The following is a 16,430-nucleotide window of genomic DNA, read 5'->3' as shown; positions in this document are numbered from 1 at the left end:
TTTATTCATGATCGCCTATCTGATCCTCGCTAGTTTGATCCCGGTATTCATCCGGGACCCACAAGTCTTCCGGCGGGGCCACATACTCGGTACTGGGTGCCCGTTTCAGTTGATAGACATAGGCCAGCACCCTGGCCACAGCGAGATACAGGTTCTGCGGAATTTCCTGACCGATATCAGTGCTGGCATAAAGGGCGCGTGCCAATGGGGGCGCAGAGAAGATAGGCACATCAACCTCCTCTGCCAGAGTGCGGATTCTGAAAGCGACCAGGTCCCGGCCTTTTGCCACCACCATTGGCGCCGCTCCCGGTCGACTATCGTATTTCAGGGCCACAGAGAAATGGGTCGGGTTGGTAATCACCACGTCGGCTTTGGGCACATCCTGCATCATTCGCCCCTGGGAAATTTCACGCTGCAGGGAACGGATACGACTTTTCACCTCGGGCTTGCCCTCGGTTTCCTTCATCTCATCACGCACTTCCTGGCGCGTCATTTTCAGTTGCCTGTTGTGGTCCCACAGGGAAAATGGCACGTCGAGAATCACTATAAAAATCAGACTGAAGCTAAGTAAAATCAGACTCCATAACAGCAACGATATACTTTCACTCATCGCCAGAGCTGGAGGACGGCTGGCTAATAACAGAATTTCTTCACTGTACTGATAAAAGAGAAAAACAGTCGCACCAATCACCAGGAAAAACTTAAACAGCGTCTTCACCAGCTCCATCAAACCTTTCGCGGAAAACAGCCGTCCAATACCTTTGACAGGATCCAGTTTTTCAAACTTGAAAGCCATTGCCGAAACACTGAACGACCAGCCACCCATCAATAAAGGACCGGCAAAAGCGCCAATCACCGTCACGCCGAAAAAAGGCACCAAAACCATTAGTGAAGACATCATCAGATCGCCGAAACGCACTGTGATCATCGACGTGTTAAAGGCAGTTGCGCGATCAAAACTGAGCGACTGCTCGACTAATAATGCAAACTCGCCCGTCAACGTAGATCCCATTATCAACATGGCGAAGGCACCCACCAACAGCGACAGCATGGTATTCAGCTCACGGGATCGGGGAACCTGGCCTTTTTTTCGGGACTCCTGTTTGCGCCGTTCCGTCGGCTGTTCGGTGCGCTCCTGTGATGCCTGTTGATCTTCTGCCATACCTACCTAGCGAAACAATTCGAAAGCATGAGCAAGTCCGCTATCAAACATGTCGATCAACAATGAAAATATTGCCGGCATCGACAGCAGAATAAACACGAACCCCGCCATAATGGTGACGGGGAAACCGACTGCAAAAATATTTAATTGTGGGGCAGCGCGAGTAATCACACCAAAGGCCAGATTAATCAGCAGCAAGGCTATCAGGGTTGGCAACGCCAACAGCAGTGAACTCAAAAACATCTGGCTGGCCCAAAGAACCAGATTCAGGGCAATTTCAGAATCCCACCCGGACCAGCCCACCGGCAAAAGGACGAAACTGTCTGCCAGAACGGCCAGCAAAATCAGGTGACCGTCGATCGCAAGAAAAATCAGCGTTGCAAAAATCAGGTAGAGCTGGCTCAACACCGGTACCTGGACACCATTCTGCGGATCGACAGCCATGGCGAAACCCAGTCCCATGGTGACCGCCAGCGTCTGACCGGCGATCACCACCGCGGCAAAAAGCATCTGAATCAGAAAGCCCATGGCGAGACCAATCACCAGTTGTTGCGATGCCACAATCAAACCGGCAGGACTCAAAGGATCGATTGTCGGCAGCGCCGGCAACGACGGCGCCAACAGCGCTGTCACCAGCACAGCCAACAGAATTCTGGCTCTGACAGGAAATGTAGAAGCCCCGAAAATTGGCGCTGCCAGCAGCAACGCAGTGATTCGCAAAAATGGCCAGCAATAGGACTGCGTCCACGCTATCAGTTGGTCTGCAGAAAACAGCAAGGCGACTAACCCACCATGCCGGGTATTTCTTGAAACAGACGCAGGGAAAACTCCGTCAATATACGCAGCATCCAGGGTCCGCCAACAAACAGTGCTACTGCCACCACAATCAGCTTCGGAATAAAGCTCAGTGTTATTTCCTGAATTTGGGTGGCCGCCTGAAACACCCCGATCAGCAGGCCCACAGCCAGAGCCGACAACAATAACGGTGCGGCCAGCAGCATGGTCACGATCAGGGCGCTCTGGCCGACATCCAGCACAGCTTCAGGTGTCATGTGAACATTTCTCCATCAGGTCACAAAACTGGCAGCCAGGGTCCCGACGATAAGAGACCAGCCGTCAATCAAGACAAACAGCATTATTTTGAAGGGCAGTGAAATCAGCATGGGGGACAACATCATCATCCCCAACGACATCAGTACACTGGCCACCACCAGATCGATCACAAGAAAGGGTATAAAAATCAGAAAGCCTATTTGAAAAGCGGTCTTCAGCTCGCTGGTAAGAAACGACGGCAGCAGGACTTTCATCGGGATATCATCCTCATCAATAAAGCCCCCATAGCCACCCAGCTCGGCAAACATCACCAGATCCGCTTCGCGGGTCTGGTTGAGCATAAACTCACGAAAAGGTTGTTTGGCATTTTCGAGCGCTTCCTCAAAGCCAATACTCTCCTCCATGTAGGGCTTTAGCCCGGTGTCGTATGCCCGCTCAAGTACGGGTGACATGATGAACAGGCTGAGAAACAGTGCGAGCCCCAGCAAAATCTGATTGGAAGGGGTCTGGGCAGTGCCGAGTGCCTGGCGCAGGATGGCCAGCACCACGAGCACACGGGTAAAAGACGTCATGGTAATCAACGCTGCCGGCAATAGACTCAGCAGCGTCATCAACAACAGGATTTGCAGGCTGACCGAGTAATTGCTGCCGCCACCCGCAGCTGGTTCTACGGACAGCAAAGGAATGGTCGCATCCGCCAGGGCCAGACCAGGGACACATAGCAGTCCCAGTAACAGCCATCTCAGACAGGGTTTCATCGATGGTTCTCCGTGGGCAACACTCGACCGAGAAGTGCACCAAAATCCCGGTTTTTTGACTGGTCCGCTGAAACCACCGGTTCCTCAAACACATGCAGCGTACTCACACCACCCGGTGCCACACCGATCAATAACTGCTGTTCACCTGCCTGCAACAGCAGCACTTTTTCTCTGGTACCCACCCGCGTGGAACCGATCACCCTGACTGGCGTATGGTGGCCCATGGACACACCGTTCAGTTTTTTCAAAAGGAAAAGCAGTCCGAAAATACACCCGAAGACCAGCAGCAGTGAACCGATCACTTGCAACAGGTAGCCACCACTGAAAAGCCCGCTCGAATTCGTCGATGAGTCTGCTGCCAGGGAGTGGACAGGAACAACCACGGTAACCACGGAAAGCAGCAGAGACCGCAGCGGCATAATGGCAATCCTCACTTGAGTTTTTTCAACCGTTCGGATGGACTGACGATGTCAACCAGTCGCAGGCCAAATTGCCCATCGACCACAACCACCTCACCCCTTGCAATCAGGGTACCGTTGACCATCAGGTCCAACGGTTCATCCATCTCGCGGTCCAGTTCAACCACAGAACCCTGATTGAGCGCAATCAGGTCCTTGATGGGCAATCTGCTCCTGCCGATTTCCACTGATAGCGTGACCTGTACATCGAGAAGGGCATCGAGGTTGATTTCTCCACCACCATCGGGAACGGCCCGGGAATCCTCTGCCTCCAACTCTTTCAGTGGCACAGATTCTTCTGTCCCTGAACTCGGCTGTGGAGACTGTGGTTTGGTTTCGTCCACCTGGTCGTTCATCGGCCACCTCTATCTAAAAATTGCTCGTCATTAACTGTCATGTTTGAGAACCTGTTTAATTTTGATCGACTTCCTGCCGCTCAATGCACCATGTTCACCAACACAGAATGGTGCTCCTTCAATACACAGGGTTACTGCAGTGGGCGCCGCCAGTGGAATCACTGCACCCTTGCGAAGGCGCATAACGTCAGACAGGCTCATATTTTTACTGGTAAAGACCCCGCTGACCTCCAGCTCCACCGACAACAACTCCCGACGGAAAAAGTCCTCCCAGCCGGGGACATCTGTTTTCGAGGTCTGCCCTGCCGCAGGATTACCGAGACGGTTTTTAAGTGGCTCGATCGCGGCGTAGGGAATGAACCAGTCGATGATCCCCTCCCAGTCAAACAGCTTTATCACAAAGGGAAATTTCAACAACAACTCGCCCGCTGCGAGAGGTTGAATAAAGTCCGGGTTGGTCTCAAACCCACAAACCTCACCAGACAGGGAAATTTTTTCCTGCCAGCCCTCGGTCAGGGCGCTGAGAAAGCGGCCAACGACCAGATCGTTGATCCGGCGCTCGGTGGGCGTCAGATTGGCACGGTTCGATTTGTGCCCGCCACCACCTGTCCATCCGCCAAAATACTGATTGACAAAAAATGACAGCGCATCACCGGACACAACCACCATAGATGTCCCATTCAGCGGCGCTGTTTTTAGTTGAGTGATCCCTGCCAGCTCCGGCATGCTCAATAGCGCTTCTTCCTGTTTCATCGGGCGAATATCCGCCACCTGAACCTCAACCGGCGCCTTGAAAAGACTTTGCAGTCCCTGGGCGAAAGACATGGCCTGTTTCTCGGTGAGAGTTTTCAACACCGGCATCTGCACCAGCAGGGTTTGTTCCCTTGTGCTGAAATCAAATGAGGCACAATGTCGGGTAGCAGCCGCATTTTTCCCGGCCGCGGCTTCGTCAGAAACACTGCCCATCAGCGCTTCAAGCTCCCCTTCGGATAAAACCTCTTTATCGACCATCAGAATTCACTATTGAGATTACTGCATGACAAATCCGGTAAAAAACACATCATCCACTTTTTGTTCGCCCTTTAGACGAATCACATCCTGGATGGACTGGCGCACTGTTGTGCGTAACTGTTCCTTACCTTCAAGAGTGTTGAGCAAATCATAGTCCTGCCCACTGAACAGCAGGATCAGACTATTGCGCACTGCCGGCATGTTGGCCTGGATCTTGTCCACCACCTTTTGATCATAAGCCATCACCTGCAGACTTAACTGGAGGTAACGAATCGTGCCCTTGTGCTCGAAATTGACCACAAAGGCGGGATCCAAAGGCAAATAAATCGGCTCGCGTTCTTCAACCGCCTGTTGCTCCACAACTTCGTCGACTTGCTCGCCAGAGCCGGGGTTATCGCTATCACCCATCATAAAAAATGCTGCACCGCCGCCGACCGCCAGGAACAACACAACGACCAATACAATAATGACTATTTTCTTCATGCCACCTTTTCCCTTTTTTCCAGCCGGTGACCCCGGCTGTTTGTCCTTACCCAGATTCAACCCATCATTTTTTGTTGCCATAATCACGTTCCAAATCAACCAGCCCCAGCCGCGGGACAGGGGCTTTTACATAACTGACATCCACGCGAATAGAGTCAAAGCAAAAAACAGGCCAACATGTTTTTTATTTTTTTATCAATGAGTTAAAAATTACAAGATGCGCAATGTCATTTTTTTGACGAATTCACACACACGGCATGGTGGGTGTCTGAGGACAGAGGGGTTATACACCCAGCAAAAAATCGAGGGAACAACAGAAGGAAACAGAAGCAAAGACGACTGTCAGATGTAGTAATCCACCCGGCCTTCCAGCACAGAGGCGTCCAGAATCATCCGGGAGGACAGTGACTCGTCGACCGCGTCACCATCAAGATTCACACCCCCCGAACCATTGCCGTTGTTATCGCCTGCGCCCTGTTGTTGCGTCTGGGACTGGGCGTTGGATTGTGATTGACTCCCGGCATGCTGGGACACCTGAGTCTGGGTCAATAACATACCGCCCTGCTCCATCAAATGCCGAAGGCGGGGCATCGCAGATTCAATCGCATCTTTGGCTGCACTGTTATCAACAGAAAAAAATACGCTGGCATTATCACCGTCTACAGAGATTTTGATATTCAATTTTCCCAACTCGGGTGGATTCAGCTGAAGCGTGGCATTCTGTACATTACCGTTTATCATCGTGGACAAACGGCCAGCCATATCCTGACTCCAGGATGAGGTACCCACCGGAGCGGCTATAGATACCGGAACCTTGAGAAGAGCGGTGCCATTTCCGTCAGTGGCAGTCGCCTGTAGCCCACCAGGGGACACCTGCAATGCAGCAGCACTATTTTCAATTGTTTGCGAGGCTACTGTCTTACCCAGCTGAATGGCCGCTGAGAACATTGCGCTGCTATCAGGTGTTTGTTTTATCGGCATGGAGTTCTCAGGACTGTCCTCAAGACTGGCGCCAACGCGAGCAACCGCATCGGACCAGGCGGAATCTGTATTGGTCGTGACGGGGGTGGTATATCGGACCAGACTGTTATTAACAGGCAGTTCACCCATCACTTTACTCGCCCCGGTCTGGGGCCATTGTTCAGCCGCAACGAGCATGGCGGCAGTCGCCACCCCCTCTTCGAGCGGCAAGTCCTTGCCACCCGGGAACCCGATATTGCCAGCCTCAGCCGCCATCCCCGCCGGATTCTGAGCCAACAGGGATTGCTCTGGGGCCTCCTCCTCCTCACCGGCAGTGACAGCATTTTGCTCCCCCATGATCTGCCCGAAAGAGGCGGAATCACTGCCTTTTGAGTCTGATTCGGAACTGACGGAGAGAGGCGATTCCGACGTAACCTTATTACCTGAACCCTGCTGTGTTTGAATGGCCAGTGTCACTTTGGATGATCCTTTTAGCGCGTTGACCTCATATAAAGCAAGATAAGTGCCAGTCTACCTTGGGGGATACTCCAGAGATTTCCTGGCGAGGCTTTTCTCATCGGCATCACGCTGCTCAGCCCGCTCCTGATTGCGCAGGGCTTTGCTGTGCCGCTGATCCACCAACTTGTTTATCGCTGTCTTGTGGCGAGCCTCCGTCATCCATTGCTCGCGATCCCCTTCCAGCTGTTGAGCTGAATCACTGACCGCCGCACGCTGTTGCTCAATGGCCTGATTGAGCTTATTCAGAAACAATCGATAATCCTGCAGTTGCCTGGCGGGAATGCCCTGCTCACCCACCTGCCCCAGCCTGGTTTCGTACTCCTGCTTGAACTGGATAAGCTGGTCGAATTGCTGTCGCTGTTGTTCATGACTCTGTCGGCTCTGTTTGAAAACGCCTGCCGAGTTGCGTTCCCGGGATTCGGCCAGGGTCGCCACCTTGTTTATTTTATCGGTTGCCATGATCGCCTTCTTTTCCAACTGGTTGACACATACCCAAAATTGCCGACAGGTCTGACTGGCTTTGCTCCATCGACAGCTTCTGCGATTCTCTCTGCTGGATAAAACGGCGAATATGTGGAGCCGCAAACACTGCCCGATCAATGGACTCATCACTGCCCTGCTGATAGGCACCAATATTTATCAGATCGCGGTTGCTCTGGTAAGTCGCATAGAGACTCTTGATTTCCCTGGCGGCCAGCAACTGTTCTTCATTCACAATATTCGCCATAGCCCGACTGATAGAACGATCGATATCAATGGCCGGAAACAGACCGGAATCCGCCACTTCCCGCGACAGCACAATATGCCCATCAAGAATGGCACGAGCAGCGTCGGCCACCGGATCGTTATGATCGTCGCCCTCGACCAGTACCGTGTAAACCGCAGTGATAGAACCCTGAGCGTTGTTGCCGGCACGCTCAACCAACATTGGCAACAGGGAAAAAACCGAGGGTGGGTAACCCTTGGTCACCGGCGGCTCGCCAATCGCGAGACCTATTTCCCGCTGGGCCTGGGCAAAACGCGTCAGGGAGTCCATCAACAGCAGTACATTTTTACCACGACTGCGAAAATACTCTGCGATGGCCGTGGCCCGCCATGCACCATGAATACGGGTCAATGGGGCGTCATCGGCCGGGGTTGCCACGACAATAGCCCTGGCAAGCCCGTCTTTTCCCAGTATATCCTCGACAAATTCACGCACTTCCCGACCGCGCTCGCCCACCAGGGCGACCACAATCACATCCGCTTCCGTGTGTCTCGTCATCATGCCCAGCAGAGTACTCTTACCCACACCACTGCCGGCAAACAGCCCCAGGCGTTGCCCTTTTCCCATTGTCATAAGTGCGTTGACTGCTCTCACACCCACATCCAGCGGCTCACGTATGGGGGTTCTATCAAGCGGATTGATGGATAATCCTCGCAGGGGCACGTGATGCATACATTTGAGCGGACGGCCTCCATCAATCGGATTGCCAGCACCATCAATCACCCGACCCAATAGCTGCTCGTCGACGGCGACCGACCCCCCTGTCTTCACCGGCAGTACCCGGGAACCCAACTTGATACCACTCAGTGGCCCTTCGGGCATCAACAACAGGCTGCCATCAGAAAACCCCACCACCTCCGCCTCGATGGTATTGCCCTCATCAGTAATGATGCGGCAACGTCCCCCAATGGGTGCCCGACAACCCACCGCCTCCAGTTTAATGCCAATCATGCGAACCAGTGTGCCCTCCTCTTCGAGGGGAACCGGTTCAACAGCAGCAGTTACCGAAGACAGGGTCTGGCCTATCCTCTGACAGCGTTCCGCTTTCAATTTTTCGAGGCTATTCATCCGGTTCAAGGTATCACTCAATACTGCACGCGCTCTTCACAGGACTCAATCAGAGTGCCAAAAACCATTTCCATCTGTCGTTCGACGGACGCATCAACATAGGAAACAGGGGTTTTCATGCGGCAGCCTCCGGGCAGGATGTCGGGATCATCAACCAACTTGTAGGGTTTCCCCTCAAACAATGCCGGGGCCATCTCCTGTACCAGTTTTCGGTCACCCGGATTGAGAAATACTTCAATTTCGCCCTGCAATGAAGAAAGCGTTGACAGCGCCTCTGCCGCAATATCCGTTACGACATCTGAATTAACGGTCAGCTCCCGGCGAACAATCTGACGTGCAATCAACATAGCCATATTGGCCAGTTCACGGATCACCACCTGATCCAGACTCTGAAAGGGATGGGCCATTTCATCCAGCAAACCGGACAGGTGTTTGACCAGTTGCTCTGCTTCGGCTTTGCCCATTTCCAGGCCTTCCCATTTACCAATCTGAAAACCACGGGACTGGGCAAGAGCCTCGACTTCAACCGGATCAACAACTTTTTTGACGGGGGCGGATTGTTCGAAGAAAGGAACCTGCCATCGCTTCACACCTGGCTCTGTATCAGACAAAGTCACCGCCTCCTTTGCCGAGGAAAATCTCGCCTTCATCGGCCAGCCTGGAAACAATCGTCAGAATTTCTTTCTGGGCAGCTTCCACATCAGCCAATTTAACGGGACCCTTGGCATCCAGGTCTTCTTTCAACATTTCAGCAGCACGGGAGGACATGTTTTTGAAGAATTTATCCTTGACTCTGTCATCGACCCCTTTGAGAGCTATGACGAGACTGTCCACTGAAATCTCACGAATCAGACGCTGCATTCCCCGGTCATCCACCTCCAGTAAATTGTCGAAAACAAACAGGAGATCATGAATTTTTTCACTCAGATCACCATCGATTTCCCGAATGGAATCCATCAGTTGTGTTTCGAGATCCGTGTTCAAATGATTCAGAATGGCAGCCGCCGCACTCATACCATTTACCGAGGTCGGTGGTGCTTTGGAGTTGCCGCCCAACTGGTTCTCAAGCACCTGATCCAGCTCCTGGAGAGCCGCAGGGTCAATGGTGTTCAACCGTGCAACACGTATCATGGCATCGGTGTGAATCTCGCTCGGCAACAGGGACAACACCTGAGCCGCGTGCTCACCTTCCAGGGAACTGAGAACGATGGCGATGATCTGCGGGTGCTCCTGACGGATCAGCGCCGCCACAGATTGCGCATCCATCCATTTCAGGGATTCCATGCCCTTGCTATCCGTATTGCTGTGTATCCGGCTGATCATACTGCGGGCCCGGGTTTCACCGAGCGCCTGCACCATCACCCGGCGGGCAAAATCACCACTGCCAATTCCCAGCGGGCTCACTGAAGAAACCCGTTCGGTGAATTCATTCACGACCTGAGCCACTTGCTGGTCAGAGACATCGGAAAGAGACGCCATGGCCTCGCCCACTGCCTGAACTTCTTTTGGTGACATTTGCCGCATGATGGCCGCGGCACCCTCCTCTCCCAGACCCAACAAAAACACAGCGGCTCGCTGGGCACCGGTCATTTCAGTATTAGCCATCGGCAGACACCCAGTTTTTTACCACGTGGGCTACCCGCTGTGGTTCACCCTCAGCCATGGAGCGGGCCATCTGTAATTGATTCTGATACGAGGAGGCTCCCGGCAAGCCAAGCTGGGGCTGCCCACCCAGGGTGACATGATCTTCGCTCAGAGCCATCCCCCCCTGAGTGGCGTGGGCAGTTCCCGCCCCGCCCTGCGCCGGTGCTGCCAGAGCCGTACCGGGTGGCGGCGCAGCTGATGCCTGCATCAATGGCCGCAGGACAGTAAAAATGATAAGGAAAATGGCGATACCCGCCAATAGAAATTTGGCCGCCCGCCAAATCCACTCCTGCTCCATCAATGAAGGTTCCGACAACTGCTCAAGCTCCGGGGGAACCACGAACATGGCATTCATCACATTGACACTGTCACCCCGCTCTGCACTGAAGCCGATGGCATCTTTCACCAATGCGGTGATCTCTGCCAGCCGGGCTTCAGCAATTGCCGCGCGCTCCACATTGCCATCACCATTGACCGTATCCTGATAATCCACCACAACGGCCACCGATAGCTTCTGCAGTGTTCCAGGCACTTCTCGGATATGGCTGATAGTTTTATCAATCTCATAATTCCTGACCTGGCGCTTGCTGAACCGGCCACTGGAAAGCTGGTCTTCAGTCTCCTCAGGTACCGCTGTAATTCTGGTTTCCTCAGGGGGCTGGTTGGCCAGAGTGCCGGGGACACCACCGGCAAACTCACCCCGGGAATTTTCCTCAATCAGCTGTTCACTGCGAATACTGGTTTCGGGGGCGTAGCTTTCACTGGTCTTTTCCACTCTGGTGAAATCCACGTCTGCCACCACCTGTGCTCTCACTGCACCGACCCCTAGAATGGGTGACAGAATCTCTGTAATTCGATCCACATAGCTTTGTTCCAGCTGCTGTGTAAACCGGAACTGCTCCGACGTCTGGGCAAAACCCTCCTCCCGGCCCTGGGCGGAGAGTAGCTTGCCCTGGTTGTCGACCACTGACACCTGTTCGGCTTCCAGACCCGGCACACTGGAAGCCACCAGATGCACCACCCCGGCCAGCTGTCGTTCGGTCAATTCACGTCCGGGGTAAAGGCTCAACAACACCGATGCTGCGGGCTTGTCACGCTTGCGCACGAAAGCTGACTGTTTGGGAAGCGCCAGGTGTATCCGCGCTGACCTGACACTGTCCAATGAGGCGATAGAGCGGGCAAGCTCCTGCTCCAGAGCGCGATCATAGCGGGCTTTTTCAATAAAGCCGCTAACGCCTATTTTCTGTTCTTTGTAGAGCATATCGAAACCGCTGCCATCGCTTTTTGGCAATCCGTCGCTGGCCAGCTTGAGCCTGATTTCATGAAGTTTTTCAGCGGGCACACTGACCAGTCCAGTCCGGTGATCCACCTTGTAAGGGGTACCATTTTCCTCGAGAGAACGAACCACTTCATTGGTCGAGGAAGGCGTCATTTCGCCAAACAGCGCCACATAATCCGGCGCCATGGACCACTGTACCAAGCCGATACCCAGGGCAATACTGGCCGCCAGGCCGAGCAGCAGACCCAGCTGACGCGTGACCGGTTGACTGCTGAGACTATTGAAGCGACTGAGCAAGGTGGAAGTATTCAATGCCATAATCTTTAATTCACGTTGGTTGCGTTAGTATGAAAAAAGGAATTCACACCTGCATGTTCATCACTTCCTGATAAGCATTCAGAAGTTTGTTCCTGACCTGATTAACTGCCTGAAATGACAGGCTTGCCTTTTGCAGAGCCACCATTACTTCAGGCAGTGCCACATCCGGGCTACCCGCTTCAAAGGCATCCGACAACTGGCGCGCCTGCTTCTGGGCAGCATTGACCTGATCGATCGAGTCCTTCATCAAAGCGCCGAAATCAACCTTTTCTCCACCCTCAGCCGGGCCCTCGCTCGGTCCTTTGCCCGCAGCAGCAGCCATTAACCGCATTTGGGCCAATACCTGGTTTATCTCCATCTCACTCATAAACAGTCTCTCCGACGGTGTATTAACCGGTGGCCGGAATAGCCACGCCCTGCTCTTTCAGTCTGGCCAGCTTGTACCTCAACGTCCGGGGACTGATCCCAAGCCGCTCTGCTGCATCCTTACGGCACCCATTGACGGCGTTAAGCGCATCAACTATCAACTGCTTCTCCCGTGCCTTGAGATCGCCGTCCAATAATTGTGCACCGTTGCTGGCTGCTGCCTTCTGGCACAGGTCCTCTGGAAGAACATCCTCAAAACAGATATCTGCCTCGGCAATCTGGCAACCACTGGCCATGATGGCGGCCCGTTGCACACAGTTTTCCAGCTCACGGACATTGCCGTTCCAGCAATGCTTCAGCAACCGCTGTTCGGCGCTGGCCGTAAAACTGATCGGCTGGTCCGGGCTATAGCGCCGCAGCATCGTTTTGGCCAGCCGCAAAATATCGCCCGGCCGCTGGCGCAACGGCAGCAGATGGATGGGAAAAACATTCAGACGGTAAAAGAGATCCTCCCGAAAGCGTCCTGAAGCGACCTCTTCGCGGAGATTGCGGTTGGTCGTTGCCAGCACCCTGACATCCAGTGATATGAGCGTATTGCCACCCAGTCGCTCCACTTCCTTTTCCTGCAGCACCCGCAATAATTTGGCCTGCAGCCCCAAATCCATCTCGGAAACTTCGTCCAGCAACAACGTCCCGCCATTGGCCTGTTCGAACTTGCCGGCACGGGATTGATGTGCACCGGTGTAAGCACCTTTTTCGTAGCCGAACAACATGGACTCCAGCATTGTCTCTGGAATGGCGGCACAGTTAATCGCGAGAAAAGGTTTCTCTGCACGAGGGGAATGACGGTGAATATAACGCGCAATCACCTCTTTGCCGGTACCCGACTCACCACTGATAAGCACCGTCGCCTGGGTGGCGGCAACCCGTCTGGCGAGCTCACACAACTGTCGGGTTTTGGGGTCTTCGGCTACCATCCCATCTGAAGCAACTTCCGGCGGACGGGCCAGCCTGCTCACCATTTCCAGAAGGACTTCGGCCTCAAAAGGCTTTAACAGATAATCCGCAGCGCCTTCCTGCATGGCTTTTACCGCATTTTCAATACTTCCATAGGCTGTAACGAGCACAAAAGGCAGTTCCGGTCTGAGCGCTTTCGCTTCCCTGAGGAGCGTATTGCCATCCATCACATCCATTTGTACATCGCTGACAATCAGATCGACCCTTTCCCTTTTCAGGCACCACAGGGCCTCTTCTCCATTACTGGCCGACAGTACCCGGTAACCAGCGTATTGAATGGTGTCACACATGGCATCGCGGAGTGCTGCATCGTCTTCAACCACCAACACCCTCGTTGAATTACTCATAGACGGCGTCTCCCTGGTTATGCCCATCAACAACAACTTCTGTACCCGAAGCCGGTTTGCTAATGGGTAGATTGATGACAAATTCGAGCCCACCCGTGGAGCGGTTAGTGGCAGAAATTTCACCACCATGCTTACTGACGGCCATTGCCACTACGGCCAGCCCCAACCCGGTACCCTGTGCTCTGGTAGTAAAAAAGGGATCAAAGATGCGTTCCAGCAATTCTTCCGGAATACCCGGGCCGTCATCGCGAAAACGGATCTGCAGCCAATCGGGATTGAGGGCCCCCACCCACAAATCAATAACCACAGGGCCTTTCGCAGCTTCAATGGCATTCATCGCCAGATTTCCCAGCACCCCGACCAGTTCGTCCAGATCACCAACCAATTCCAGACTGTTATCGACATAGGGTATCGACATCACAGCATGGTGTTGTTCAAGGGTGGGGCGAACCGTCTCTTCAAATTGCTGCAACACCTGATTGAGCAAAATGGTTTCGGTCACAGGCGTTTCGCCGCGCACAAAACTGAGCATGCTGTGGAGCAGATTACCCATATGGCCAAGACGCTCGTTAACCTTGTCCACTATCCTCTGCCGCTGCTCTGCTTTCAGGTCAGCTCTGGCCAGCTGCGCCAGGTAAAGTGTGGTGGCACTGAGGGGGGTCCGAATCTGATGGGCGAGGCGGGCAGCCATTTCCCCCAGTGCGGTGAGACGCTTCTTCCTGCCCAGTTGCTCCTGTAACTGGTGGATTTCAGACACATCCGTGATGAGCACCACATGGTCGCTGGAGCCATCGAGAAGCCGGCTGACCACTGAGATTTTTTTACCGCTGTGCAACTCCAGCTCACGACCGCTCAGCTGTTGGGAGGGGGCAGCTCTGGCCAGCACAGCTTCCCAGTATTTGCCAATCAGGGGCTCACCCAACAGTTCAAGGGCTTCGGGGTTGGCATCGCGAATAATGTACCCACTGTCCAGAATGAGGACACCGCCCGGCAAAACGGACAACAGGGAAGAGAGACGATGGGCAAGGCGTTCTTTTTCAGCCAATTCGCTCAGCCTGGCTGAACGCGCTCTGGCAAGCTCTTCGGTCAAACCGGTCACCTTGCCTTCAAGATCGCGGTAAGAGGTATCCAACTGATGGGACAGCTGATTAAACACCTTGAAAGCCTGTTCAAGCTGACTGGCTGACAGGGCTTCTGTCTGGTTCATGATCGTTACCTGCGCTACTTGCCTAAAATGGAGGGACCTGTGTCCACTCAAGTAGATCAGCAATAATCATGCCTAAAGAAAAATATATTGTTTATTAGTAGGTTAGAATTCACTCAAGGAAAAGAGTCAAAAGTTTGTCGGATCTTCCTGGCGACTGAGCCCAAACTTGCGCATTTTTTCCACCAGGGTTGTTCTCTGCAGTTTCAGCAATTTTGCACTGCGCGCCACCACCCAGCCGGACTGCTCCAGTGCCTGATTCAGCAACATACGTTCCAGTTCGAACAGATAGTCTTTCAAATCAATACCCTGAGGGGGCAAATAGACAATGTCCGGGACAGACACATTGATTGAAGTCGTCTGTGGACTGGCACTGATTTCCTGCTGCTCTGCAATCCAGTCCTGGTTCGGGCGAAATTTGTCCGGCAAATCTGACCATTTGACCAGTTTCTTTGGATACAGAATGATCAGTCGTTCGATAAGATTGGAGAGCTCGCGGACATTGCCCGGCCAGCTGTAATTACCAAGGGCCGCAATGGCACAGTCACTCAACTGGACTGAACCCCGTTTTTCCCGATCGAAACGATTGATCAATTCACGGATCAATAACGGGATATCTTCACTCCTGTCCCGCAATGGCGGCATATCGATAGGAAACACATTGAGCCGATAGTACAGATCCATACGGAATCGCCCCTCTGCCACCAGGTGATCAAGATTCTGATGTGTGGCAGCAATAATTCTGACATCTGCAGTGAGGGACTTGTTACTGCCAACACGTTCAAACGTTCGTTCCTGAAGCACCCGCAACAGTTTGACCTGCATATTCATCGGCATATCGCCGATTTCATCCAGAAACAGCGTGCCACCATCCGCTATTTCGAAACGTCCCTGACGGGAACTGATCGCACCAGTAAAAGAGCCTTTTTCATGACCAAACAATTCCGACTCCAGTAAATCAGCCGGAATCGCACCGCAGTTTACCGGCACAAAGGGTTGTTCCCGGCGATTCGAGTAATAGTGGATATTGCGGGCCACCACTTCCTTGCCAGTACCGGATTCACCGAGGACCAGCACAGACGCTTCGCTATCAGCCACCTGCTTGATCATGTCCCGTATCTGATTGATCCCTTCACTGCTTCCCACCAGATTACGATACAGCTGGCCAAATTGCTCAACCCTGCTATTTTTTGAAGAGGCTGAAAATAATTCAGCTTCCTGAAGGACACCAAGCAACAACTGGTAACTGGCAGGAAAAGGAATCGTCCCCGCAATGTGCCGGGAAATGGAGGTTGGCACCGACAGCGACTCCGCTTCCCATTTTACAAGATAACAGGGGCAGGAAAGGTTTTTCTGGTTCAGGCTATCAGCCACACTCTTCAGAACGGGAAATCCGGTTTTATCCCGAATCAGCAGTGCTAAAAGGTCATCGCCCGAGGATTCGGTCAGAAAGTTGTTGAGACGCTGCCTGTCATCAAAGACCTTAACCGGATACTCCAGAAATCGAACCAGTGCCGCTGTTTTATTCCCTTCTGCAAGGTCTTGGTCAAATACCAGCACTTGTTTTTTAAGGGCTGGCATCAGTAGTGAACTTTTGTTATTGCAGGATTTAAAGTCCGATTCGAGAACTGGCTTACATCGAACGCACCAACTGAATGGGG

Annotated in this window: 18 protein-coding genes; all 18 read right to left on the bottom strand. The window is 53.1% G+C overall.

The annotated features are described in order from the left end of the window. Window position 1: 1 nt before the first annotated feature. Window positions 2–1,162 (bottom strand): flagellar biosynthesis protein FlhB, encoded by a 1,161-nt coding sequence (gene flhB, locus AACZ64_RS08680; protein WP_293614940.1) that lies wholly within the window; start codon window positions 1,160–1,162, stop codon window positions 2–4. Between the two features lie 6 nt (window positions 1,163–1,168). Beyond that, window positions 1,169–1,939: a flagellar biosynthetic protein FliR gene (fliR, locus tag AACZ64_RS08675; protein ID WP_293614941.1), complete on the bottom strand. Its 771-nt coding sequence runs from the start codon at window positions 1,937–1,939 to the stop codon at window positions 1,169–1,171. A 5-nt stretch (window positions 1,940–1,944) separates the two neighbouring features. Beyond that, a complete protein-coding gene (gene fliQ, locus AACZ64_RS08670) occupies window positions 1,945–2,214 on the bottom strand; it encodes a flagellar biosynthesis protein FliQ (RefSeq protein WP_293614942.1) in 270 nt (89 codons plus the stop codon). Between the two features lie 15 nt (window positions 2,215–2,229). Beyond that, window positions 2,230–2,973: a flagellar type III secretion system pore protein FliP gene (gene fliP / locus AACZ64_RS08665; protein ID WP_036859939.1), complete on the bottom strand. Its 744-nt coding sequence runs from the start codon at window positions 2,971–2,973 to the stop codon at window positions 2,230–2,232. Beyond that, window positions 2,970–3,392, bottom strand: coding sequence for a flagellar biosynthetic protein FliO (gene fliO, locus AACZ64_RS08660; RefSeq protein ID WP_293614943.1), 423 nt, complete (start codon window positions 3,390–3,392; stop codon window positions 2,970–2,972). Before fliO ends, fliP begins: the two co-directional genes overlap by 4 nt. Window positions 3,393–3,403: 11 nt before the next feature. Continuing rightward, on the bottom strand, window positions 3,404–3,787 hold the full coding sequence (fliN, locus tag AACZ64_RS08655; RefSeq protein WP_036859938.1) for a flagellar motor switch protein FliN: 384 nt from the start codon (window positions 3,785–3,787) through the stop codon (window positions 3,404–3,406). Between the two features lie 30 nt (window positions 3,788–3,817). Then, a complete protein-coding gene (locus tag AACZ64_RS08650; RefSeq protein WP_293614944.1) occupies window positions 3,818–4,798 on the bottom strand; it encodes a FliM/FliN family flagellar motor switch protein in 981 nt (326 codons plus the stop codon). A gap of 18 nt (window positions 4,799–4,816) precedes the next feature. Continuing rightward, window positions 4,817–5,362 (bottom strand): flagellar basal body-associated FliL family protein, encoded by a 546-nt coding sequence (locus AACZ64_RS08645; RefSeq protein ID WP_293614945.1) that lies wholly within the window; start codon window positions 5,360–5,362, stop codon window positions 4,817–4,819. Between the two features lie 261 nt (window positions 5,363–5,623). Further along, window positions 5,624–6,718 (bottom strand): flagellar hook-length control protein FliK, encoded by a 1,095-nt coding sequence (locus tag AACZ64_RS08640; protein WP_293614946.1) that lies wholly within the window; start codon window positions 6,716–6,718, stop codon window positions 5,624–5,626. A 54-nt stretch (window positions 6,719–6,772) separates the two neighbouring features. Beyond that, window positions 6,773–7,219, bottom strand: coding sequence for a flagellar export protein FliJ (gene fliJ / locus AACZ64_RS08635; protein WP_036859934.1), 447 nt, complete (start codon window positions 7,217–7,219; stop codon window positions 6,773–6,775). Continuing rightward, window positions 7,206–8,615, bottom strand: coding sequence for a flagellar protein export ATPase FliI (fliI, locus tag AACZ64_RS08630; RefSeq protein ID WP_272981336.1), 1,410 nt, complete (start codon window positions 8,613–8,615; stop codon window positions 7,206–7,208). Before fliI ends, fliJ begins: the two co-directional genes overlap by 14 nt. Beyond that, window positions 8,612–9,205 (bottom strand): FliH/SctL family protein, encoded by a 594-nt coding sequence (locus tag AACZ64_RS08625; protein ID WP_036859933.1) that lies wholly within the window; start codon window positions 9,203–9,205, stop codon window positions 8,612–8,614. Before AACZ64_RS08625 ends, fliI begins: the two co-directional genes overlap by 4 nt. Next, on the bottom strand, window positions 9,198–10,199 hold the full coding sequence (gene fliG, locus AACZ64_RS08620; protein WP_293614947.1) for a flagellar motor switch protein FliG: 1,002 nt from the start codon (window positions 10,197–10,199) through the stop codon (window positions 9,198–9,200). Before fliG ends, AACZ64_RS08625 begins: the two co-directional genes overlap by 8 nt. Then, window positions 10,192–11,835, bottom strand: a complete 1,644-nt coding sequence (fliF, locus tag AACZ64_RS08615; RefSeq protein WP_293614948.1) for a flagellar basal-body MS-ring/collar protein FliF — start codon at window positions 11,833–11,835, stop codon at window positions 10,192–10,194. The genes fliG and fliF overlap by 8 nt, the downstream gene beginning before the upstream one ends. 43 nt (window positions 11,836–11,878) lie before the next feature. After that, window positions 11,879–12,202, bottom strand: a complete 324-nt coding sequence (gene fliE, locus AACZ64_RS08610; RefSeq protein ID WP_036859929.1) for a flagellar hook-basal body complex protein FliE — start codon at window positions 12,200–12,202, stop codon at window positions 11,879–11,881. 22 nt (window positions 12,203–12,224) lie between these two features. Beyond that, entirely contained in the window at window positions 12,225–13,565 is a 1,341-nt protein-coding gene (locus AACZ64_RS08605) for a sigma-54 dependent transcriptional regulator (RefSeq protein WP_272981213.1), read from the bottom strand. Next, window positions 13,558–14,772, bottom strand: a complete 1,215-nt coding sequence (locus AACZ64_RS08600; RefSeq protein WP_272981212.1) for an ATP-binding protein — start codon at window positions 14,770–14,772, stop codon at window positions 13,558–13,560. The genes AACZ64_RS08605 and AACZ64_RS08600 overlap by 8 nt, the downstream gene beginning before the upstream one ends. Window positions 14,773–14,898: 126 nt before the next feature. Beyond that, entirely contained in the window at window positions 14,899–16,350 is a 1,452-nt protein-coding gene (locus tag AACZ64_RS08595; RefSeq protein WP_293614949.1) for a sigma-54 dependent transcriptional regulator, read from the bottom strand. Between the last annotated feature and the right edge of the window lie 80 nt (window positions 16,351–16,430).

The sequence above is a fragment of the uncultured Porticoccus sp. genome, from assembly GCF_963975625.1.
GTDB lineage: Bacteria > Pseudomonadota > Gammaproteobacteria > Pseudomonadales > Porticoccaceae > Porticoccus.
The sequence above is the reverse complement of the archived record's forward strand: the minus strand, read 5'-3'. Positions and strand labels throughout refer to the sequence as shown.

Excerpts from the sequence above, each read along its gene's own strand:
- flhB (WP_293614940.1), bottom strand. The coding sequence starts at position 1,162 with ATGGCAGAAGATCAACAGGCATCACAGGAGCGCACCGAACAGCCGACG.
- fliQ (WP_293614942.1), bottom strand. The coding sequence starts at position 2,214 with ATGACACCTGAAGCTGTGCTGGATGTCGGCCAGAGCGCCCTGATCGTG.
- fliP (WP_036859939.1), bottom strand. The coding sequence starts at position 2,973 with ATGAAACCCTGTCTGAGATGGCTGTTACTGGGACTGCTATGTGTCCCT.
- fliO (WP_293614943.1), bottom strand. The coding sequence starts at position 3,392 with ATGCCGCTGCGGTCTCTGCTGCTTTCCGTGGTTACCGTGGTTGTTCCT.
- fliN (WP_036859938.1), bottom strand. The coding sequence starts at position 3,787 with ATGAACGACCAGGTGGACGAAACCAAACCACAGTCTCCACAGCCGAGT.
- AACZ64_RS08650 (WP_293614944.1), bottom strand. The coding sequence starts at position 4,798 with ATGGTCGATAAAGAGGTTTTATCCGAAGGGGAGCTTGAAGCGCTGATG.
- AACZ64_RS08645 (WP_293614945.1), bottom strand. The coding sequence starts at position 5,362 with ATGGCAACAAAAAATGATGGGTTGAATCTGGGTAAGGACAAACAGCCG.
- fliJ (WP_036859934.1), bottom strand. The coding sequence starts at position 7,219 with ATGGCAACCGATAAAATAAACAAGGTGGCGACCCTGGCCGAATCCCGG.
- fliG (WP_293614947.1), bottom strand. The coding sequence starts at position 10,199 with ATGGCTAATACTGAAATGACCGGTGCCCAGCGAGCCGCTGTGTTTTTG.
- fliF (WP_293614948.1), bottom strand. The coding sequence starts at position 11,835 with ATGGCATTGAATACTTCCACCTTGCTCAGTCGCTTCAATAGTCTCAGC.
- fliE (WP_036859929.1), bottom strand. The coding sequence starts at position 12,202 with ATGAGTGAGATGGAGATAAACCAGGTATTGGCCCAAATGCGGTTAATG.
- AACZ64_RS08605 (WP_272981213.1), bottom strand. The coding sequence starts at position 13,565 with ATGAGTAATTCAACGAGGGTGTTGGTGGTTGAAGACGATGCAGCACTC.
- AACZ64_RS08600 (WP_272981212.1), bottom strand. The coding sequence starts at position 14,772 with ATGAACCAGACAGAAGCCCTGTCAGCCAGTCAGCTTGAACAGGCTTTC.
- AACZ64_RS08595 (WP_293614949.1), bottom strand. The coding sequence starts at position 16,350 with ATGCCAGCCCTTAAAAAACAAGTGCTGGTATTTGACCAAGACCTTGCA.